The organism is Bradyrhizobium sp. I1.14.4 (assembly GCF_050435825.1).
Taxonomy (GTDB): Bacteria; Pseudomonadota; Alphaproteobacteria; order Rhizobiales; family Xanthobacteraceae; genus Bradyrhizobium.
Genome location: NZ_JBNDLA010000006.1, coordinates 394,426 through 402,188, shown reverse-complemented (window position 1 = coordinate 402,188; position 7,763 = coordinate 394,426). Strand labels below are relative to the sequence as shown.

Genomic DNA, 7,763 nt, shown 5'->3' with positions numbered 1-7,763 from the left:
CGCAGAAGAGTTTTCGTCCCAAGGACGGCAGCGGCGACGATGATGATGGCGCCAACTTCCACGGCCAGAGGCGCAAGAACGACACCCATGGAAGTACCAGCGATCCGGACAGCAGGCTTTACCGCAAGGCGGCCGGACGTGAGGCCAAGCTTTGCTATATGGGCCACGCCACCATGGAGAACCGGCATGGGCTGGCGGTGGCCGGCAGCGTCACGCATGCCAATGGCACCGCCGAACGCCGGGCTTCGGAGGCCATGCTGAAGGCGAGACGCAAAGCCGCAGGCCGCCGCATCACGGCCGGTGAGGACAAGGCGTACGATACCGCCGATCATGTCGCCAATCTTCGCGCCATCGGCGTGACGCCGCATGTGACGCAGAACCAGGCCGTCACCCAAACCGGCAAGACCCGCAACAGCGCCATCGACGAACGAACCACTCGGCATCCAGGGTACGGCATGTCGCAATCGCGCCGGGCGATGGTCGAGTGCATTTTCGGATGGGGCAAGCAGCATGGCACCATGCGCAAGACCAAACATCGTGGCGTTGCCCGCGTTGCCGCCGACTTCCTGCTCAATCTGATCGCCTATAACCTGATCCGCATTCCCAAACTGCTTGCCGCTTAGCCACCCCGCGTCAGGGTGCACCCAACAAACAGGCTAAAAATTACATCCAACTCCACCGCGCCGATCCAACAACCACCGGCGAGAACACGAAAACTATCCATTTCAAGGTTTTTCAGCAGACTGCTAGACCGCGCTAGTGCAATGCCGAAGTGCGGTCTGTAGGATGAATAGTGCGAAGCGAAACCCATCGCCCGCGCATGTACGCAAGTTCGACGGAAGGACAGCGCAGTGCGGGAAAGCGGCAAGGTAGCGATCTTCGATGGCCACAATGACGCGGTTCAGCATCTGGCTGAATACCGGGAAGGCGGGCGGGATTTTCTCGTGCGCTCGGAGGATGGTCACCTCGATCTGCCGCGCGCCCAGCAAGGCGGCATGGTTGGCGGTCTGTTCGCGATGTTCGCCAAAGCAGAGCGTCCGCGACAAGGCGATTTCACGCGGACAGCCGACGGATATGAGGTGCGTCTTGCGGACCCGGTCGATGCGGCCTACGCGCGCCGTACGATAGATGCTCAATTGAGTGCCCTGGAAAATATGGTTGCCCGCGCCGGCGGAAAAATTCGCTGCGCGACCACCGTCGACGAAATCGAGGCGTCACGGCGAGATGCGGCGTTCGCAATTGTGCTCCATCTCGAGGGCGCCGAAGCGATCGACGCCGATATGGACGGGCTGGCACGGCTTTATTCCCGCGGCCTGCGTTCGCTCGGTCCGGTCTGGAGCCGTCCCAATATCTTCGGCCATGGCGTGCCGTTCGCCTATCCGCGCTCCCCGGATACCGGCCCCGGCTTGACGGACGCGGGGAAAGCGCTGGTGAAGGCCTGCAATGAACTCGGAATCATGCTCGACGCAGCCCACCTCAACGAGCGCGGCTTCTGGGATCTGGCGGCGATCAGCACCGCGCCCATCGTGGTCACCCATGCCTGCGCGCATGCGGTCTGCCCCGCGACCCGCAACCTGACCGACCGGCAACTCGACGCCATCAGAGCGTCAGGCGGCGTCGTGGGCTTCAATTTCAGTGTGTCCGAGGTGCGCCCGGACGGGCACAGTGATCCGGACGCCCCGATCGAGACGGTCGTCGACCACCTCTGCTACATGGTCGGGCGGATGGGTGACGATCACGTGGCCCTGGGGTCCGATTTCGACGGCGCGGTGATGCCGCGTCCGCTCAAGGATGCAAGCCATCTCCCGAACCTGATCGAGGCATTGCGCGTGCGCGGATTCGATGAAGCCACCCTGTACAAGATCGCTTGTGACAATTGGATGCGCGTGCTCCGCCAAAGCTGGCGATGAAAACCGCTGCACCCTTTCCATCGATCTGGTCTATTGTCGCTGTGCAACAACGGCGCGGCCGATCAACGGCCCGATTTCAGGGAGTTTGGAATGCGGGACCGCAAATGGTCGAGGCGCGACTGGTTCAAGGTGACGGCGGCAACGGCCGCCGGCATGGTGTTTGCCGAACCGCTGCGGGCGGCGCCGCCGCCGGCTGAGGCCGTGACGCCGGAGCTGATCGCGGCCGCGAAAAAGGAAGGCAAGATCTCGTTCTACAGCGCGCTGGAACTGAACACGGCCGAGCGCCTCGCGCGCGACTTCGAGCAGAGATATCCCGGTATCAACGTCCGCGTCGAGCGCTCCGGCGCCGAACGCATCTTCCAGCGCATAGCGCAGGAGCAGGGCAGCGGCATCAATGCGGTCGACGTCGCCAACTCCACCGATCCCGCGCATTATCTCGACTGGAAGAAGAACGACTGGCTCGCGGCCTATCTGCCGGAAGACGTTGCCAGGCATTTTCCACCCGACCAGATCGATCCTGACGGCACGTCGGCGACATCCTGCGCCTGGTTCGAGGTGATCGGCTACAACACCGGACAGGTGAAGCGCGAGGAGGCGCCCAAGAGCTACGCCGACCTGCTCGATCCGAAATGGCGCGGCAAGATCGTCAAGGCCCACCCGAGCTACTCCGGCGCGATCATGACCGCGACCTTCGTGCTGGCGCGCGATCTCGGCTGGCCGTATCTGGAGAAGCTCGCCCAGCAGCGGGTGATGCAGGTGCAGTCGGCAGCCGATCCACCGAAGAAGATCCTGCTCGGCGAGCGCGCAGTCATGGCCGACGGCAATGATTACAACCTCGTGCTGGCCAAGGATCAGGGCAAGCCGGTCGAGGTGGTCTACCCGGCCGAAGGCGCGCCGCTGATCATCGTGCCGAGCGGCATCTTCAGGAATGCGCCGAACCCGAATGCGGCGCGGCTGTTCCAGAGCTATTTCTTCAGCGCCGAAACCCAGCAGATGCTGGCCGACGAGTTCGCGCACCGTTCCTTCCACGCCAAGGTGAAGGAAAAGGCCGGGCACGTTCCGCTCGACAGGCTGAAGATGTTGAAGGCCGATCCGGCCCAAGTGCAGGCGCAGAGCGAGGAGATCAAGGCGCGCTACGCGAAGCTGTTTCGGGTGTGACGTCAGGCGCCGCATCGTCGTCCCGGCGGATACCGGGTCGACGATGCGGATCTGGGCCGCGGGTCGGCTAGAGCATTTTCGGTTCTGATAGAATCAGAACCGAAGCTCTAGATTCTTGTTTTGACGCGTTTTCTTCACGCGAAGCGGCGTCCACTTCGCTCGAAAACGCTCTAACCTCCTACTTCTGCGCTGAGCATGGGTCCGAACAGCTGCCATCGCTCGCCTTTGAACCGTCTAAGCTGCATCTGCTTGATCGGAGCGAAGTCGATCGCACTGGTGTTCATGGCAATGCCCGGCAGCAGGTTGGTGGGCCTGAAGTCTTTCAGGTTGGCGGCCTGCTTCATCACGTTCTCGCGTGTGAGATCGTCCCCGCACTGCTTCAGCACCTGAACCAGCGTCTGGGCGACATTGTAACCCGTCACCACCAGGCCATCGGCCCGATTGCCTTCGGGAAAGTATTTGGAGAGATATTCGTCGAACGCTTTCATGCCGGCGTCGTCCTTCCATTGCGGATCGAGCGGATCCATCAGGTAGGCCACCGAAATGATGCCTTGCGCGTTCTCGAAGCCGGCAGGCTGGATCACGGCGCCGATCGAGGAACCGACCGAGTTGAGAATGTGTAACGGCTTCCAGCCGATCTCGGCTGCTTTCTTGATGGCCTGCGCCGCGAATTTCGGCGTGGCAATGTCGACGAAAACATCGGCGTTCAGCGATTTCATCTTGACGATATGTGTGTCGATCGTCGGCTCGGCGACCTCATACGCATCCTCGGTAACGATCATCGAAGCCGCCTTGTCGCCGAGGCCGTCCTTCAGGCCTTTAAGATAGTCCTTTCCATAATCGTCGTTCTGGTAGAGGACGGCGATCCTGCCGCCCGGCTTTTCCTTCAGGATGTGCTTTGCGTAGATCCGTCCCTCGCTCTGATAGCTGGGCTGCCAGCCCATGGTCCACGGAAAGTTCTGCGGATCATTCCACTTGGTCGCGCCGGTCTGAATGAACAGCTGCGGTACTTTCTTGGCGTTCATGTATTTCTGAATGGCGCCGTTGGATGCCGTGCCGAGGGCGGCAAAGATTAGCAAGACCTCGTCGCCTTCGACCAGCTTGCGGGCCTGCTCGACTGCTTTCGGCGGACTGTAGCCGTCGTCGTAGGAGATGAAATTGATCTTGCGGCCATTGATACCGCCCTCGGCGTTGATCTTGCGGAAATAGGCCGCCTGAGCTCGGCCGCTGGTGCCGTAGGCGGACGCCGGGCCGCTATAGGGCATGATGTTGCCGATCTTGATTTCGGTATCGGTTACACCTGTATCGTACTTCTTCTGGGCAAATGCGCTGCCAGCACAGACAGCGAGAATGGTGATGGCGGTCGAAACCGCCGCCATTCGTCGTGCGACGAAAGACATCTCGTTTCTCCCTATGCATAAATGAATGTGTCTGGTTTGTCGGAGGCCGCTTTGGACCCTTGCTGCCAGTGAACACCCCGCATAATGTGTTGTCGATTCCGAACGTCACCTTTGTGTGCCCGGTTCGCGCCACTTCGCAAATTTTGTCAGTGTTGCTGACCGTAGTCTTCCGGAATTGCTGCGATTAGGCCGCGCGCATCGTGCGCTGTGCGCGATAGGCCTGCGGCGATGTCAGCGTGAGCTTGCGGAAGGCTCTTCGAAAGCTGCTCTCGTCCTCATAACCGATGGCGTGGGCGATCGCCTTGATCGGTTGCGCCGTCGTCTCCAGCAGGGTGCGGGCATGCTCGACGCGGCGCCGCGTGATGAAGGCCTGCGGCGGCTCGTGGGTCAATTCGCGGAAGCGGCGGTTCAGCGTGCGTTCGCTCAGGCCCAGTGCGTGCGCGAGGCCGCGCACCGTGATCGGCGCCTTGCCGGTGCGGCGCACCAGCATGTCCGCCTTGATCAGCAGCGGGTCCTGGGCGAGCATGTAGCCGAGCGGCACGAAGATCGCCTGCGTGCGCCGTGCGGTGTCGATCACGGCATAGTCGGCGCAGACTTTCGCGACCTCCGGGCCTTCGACGAGCTCGATCAGCCGCAGCAAAAGATCGACCCACGACATCGGGCCGGCGGCGCAGACCAGGCGGTCGGCCTGCGTGAGCACGGCATCGCCGGCGAGGTCGATCCTGGGATGGCGGCGGCGGAGTTCGCTCTGCAGCCACCAGGTGATGGTGGCGCGGCGTCCGTCAAGCAGGCCGGCATTGGCGAGCAGGAGCACGCCGCTGCAGAAGGCGCCGATCAGTCGGCCGCTCGCATGTTGCTGGCGCAGCCAGGCGCCGGCACGGTCATATTGGGGCTGCAGGCGTTCGGCGGTCAGATGATCGACCAGGCTGCCCGGCACGATGATCGCGTCAAATGCCGTTCGCTTGCCGACCGCACCATCGACGGCAAGCAGCTTTCCGCCGCCGGCGCGCACCGCCTTGCCGTCGAGCGAGAGCGTTTGCCAGGCGAAGCATGCCTTGCCGCCGCGCAGCTGCATCACGTGGTTGCCGAGGGTGAGGATGTCGGCGATGCCGGCGACCGCTGATTGCATGCAGCCTTCCAGCGCGAGTATCGCAAGCTTCATGAGACCTCCGGAGGTTACCGTCATCCTACCCGATCGGCGCAATCGGGCCGTGGCAGATATTGCCCGATCTCTGTCCGATCGGCCACTGCCTGATCGCACCGTGCCGGTCCATCTTCGTTGCGTTGTCACAACCTCACGAACGGAGCGAAGCCATGCCTTACGTCACCATTTCCACCGTCCGCGGCATTTTCGATGTCGCGCAGAAGCAGGCGCTGCTGCAGCGCGTCACCGATCTCATGGTGGAGATCGAGGGGCAGGGCAATCCTGACTTCCGCCGCAACGTCTGGGTCAAGATCGAGGAAGGCGAGCCGGCGAGCTGGTCGCTTGGCGGCATGATCCCGACGCCGGACATGATCGCGGGCAACTTCGGGGCGCTTGACGCCGGCGGCCGGCGGGTCGCGAAGGCGAAGGCCTAGGTGAAGAAAGGGCGCTTTCACCACATCGTTATTGCGAGCGAAGCGAAGCAATCCATTTCTCCGCGTGCGTGGATGCATGGATTGCTCCGTCGCTTCAGCGCGAAATTGCTTTGCAATCTTGTCGCGCGTTCCTCGCAATGACGGAGATACTACACAAAAACAAAAGGCGCTTCCGGTGGAAGCGCCTTTCGGATTCGTGAGTAGCCGCAGAGCTTACAGCGAGTAGTACATCTCGAACTCGACCGGGTGCGGCGTCATTTCGAAACGGGCGACCTCGGTCATCTTCAGCTCGATATAGGCGTCGATGAAGTCGTCGTCGAACACGCCGCCGTTCTTGAGGAACGCGCGATCCTTGTCGAGGCTCTCGAGTGCCTCGCGGAGCGAGCCGCAGACGGTCGGGATCTGCTTCAGCTCTTCCTTCGGCAGATCGTAGAGGTCCTTGTCCATCGCCGGGCCCGGGTCGATCTTGTTCTTGATGCCGTCGAGGCCGGCCATCAGCATCGCGGCGAAGCCGAGATAGGGGTTGGCCATCGGGTCGGGGAAACGCACCTCGACGCGCTTGGCCTTCGGGTTCGCCGTGTAGGGGATGCGGCAGGACGCCGAGCGGTTGCGCGCGGAGTAGGCGAGCAACACCGGCGCCTCATAGCCCGGGACCAGACGCTTGTAGGAGTTGGTAGACGGGTTGGTGAAGGCGTTGATCGCCTTGGCGTGCTTGATGATGCCGCCGATGTAGTGCAGGCAGGTCTCCGACAGGTCGGCATACTTGTTGCCGGCGAAGGTCGGCTTGCCGTCCTTCCAGATCGACTGGTGGACGTGCATGCCCGAGCCGTTGTCGCCAAAGACCGGCTTCGGCATGAAGGTGGCGGTCTTGCCGTAGATGTGGGCGACCTGGTGGATGCAGTACTTGTAGATCTGCATCTGGTCGGCCATCAGCGTCAGCGTGTCGAACTTCATGCCGAGTTCGTGCTGGGCCGAGGCCACCTCGTGGTGATGCTTCTCGACCTTGACGCCCATCTTGCTCATCGCGCCGAGCATTTCCGAGCGCATGTCCTGCACGCTGTCCTGCGGCGGCACCGGGAAGTAGCCGGCCTTGGTGCGGATGCGGTGGCCGAGGTTGCCGCCCTCATATTCGGTGGCCGAGTTGATCGGCAACTCGGAGGAATCGAGGCGGAAGCCGGTGTTGTAGGGGTCGGCCGAATAGCGCACGTCGTCGAACACGAAGAACTCGGCCTCGGGGCCGACGAACACGGTGTCGCCCACGCCCATCGACTTCACCATCGCCTCGGCCTTCTTGGCGATGCCGCGGGGGTCGCGGTTGTAGGGTTCGCCGGTGGTCGGCTCGAGCACGTCGCAGGTAATGACCATTGTGGTCTCGGCGAAGAACGGGTCGATCGTCGCGGTGACCGGATCGGGCATCAGGCACATGTCGGATTCATTGATCGCCTTCCAGCCGGCGATCGAGGAGCCGTCGAACATCTGGCCTTCGGAAAAGGTGTCCTCTTCGATCATGCCGACGTCGAATGTCACGTGCTGCCACTTGCCGCGCGGATCGGTGAAGCGCAGGTCGACGTATTTGACGTCGTTGTCCTTGATCGATTTCAGGACGTCTTTGGCGGTCTTCATGAATACCCCTTATGGATGTGCGGGTCGGTTTCCAGCGGTGAGCGACGTTATTCCCGCTTTTGGCGAGTTCGTGTGACTGCTCAAACGAAATCAG

Annotated in this window: 7 protein-coding genes; 4 read left to right on the top strand and 3 right to left on the bottom strand. The window is 62.2% G+C overall.

From position 1 onward, the window contains the following. From ABIB78_RS16185 to ABIB78_RS16175, 3 genes are all read left to right on the top strand, one after another. On the top strand, positions 1-623 hold a 623-nt coding region (locus ABIB78_RS16185; RefSeq protein WP_429026133.1), incomplete at its 5' end, for a transposase. 228 nt (positions 624-851) lie between these two features. Continuing rightward, positions 852-1,910 (top strand): dipeptidase, encoded by a 1,059-nt coding sequence (locus ABIB78_RS16180; protein ID WP_429026131.1) that lies wholly within the window; start codon positions 852-854, stop codon positions 1,908-1,910. A 90-nt stretch (positions 1,911-2,000) separates the two neighbouring features. Beyond that, positions 2,001-3,068, top strand: coding sequence for an ABC transporter substrate-binding protein (locus ABIB78_RS16175; protein ID WP_429026129.1), 1,068 nt, complete (start codon positions 2,001-2,003; stop codon positions 3,066-3,068). A 170-nt stretch (positions 3,069-3,238) separates the two neighbouring features. Here ABIB78_RS16175 and ABIB78_RS16170 read toward each other — a convergent pair whose 3' ends face one another. Beyond that, positions 3,239-4,468, bottom strand: coding sequence for an ABC transporter substrate-binding protein (locus ABIB78_RS16170; protein WP_429026126.1), 1,230 nt, complete (start codon positions 4,466-4,468; stop codon positions 3,239-3,241). 184 nt (positions 4,469-4,652) lie between these two features. Next, a complete protein-coding gene (locus ABIB78_RS16165; protein WP_429026123.1) occupies positions 4,653-5,630 on the bottom strand; it encodes a GlxA family transcriptional regulator in 978 nt (325 codons plus the stop codon). 152 nt (positions 5,631-5,782) lie between these two features. Here ABIB78_RS16165 and ABIB78_RS16160 point away from each other — a divergent pair, with 152 nt between their 5' ends. Continuing rightward, positions 5,783-6,046, top strand: coding sequence for a tautomerase family protein (locus ABIB78_RS16160; RefSeq protein ID WP_429026121.1), 264 nt, complete (start codon positions 5,783-5,785; stop codon positions 6,044-6,046). 213 nt (positions 6,047-6,259) lie between these two features. Here ABIB78_RS16160 and glnA read toward each other — a convergent pair whose 3' ends face one another. Next, positions 6,260-7,669 (bottom strand): type I glutamate--ammonia ligase, encoded by a 1,410-nt coding sequence (gene glnA, locus ABIB78_RS16155; RefSeq protein WP_429026118.1) that lies wholly within the window; start codon positions 7,667-7,669, stop codon positions 6,260-6,262. Positions 7,670-7,763 lie beyond the last annotated feature (94 nt).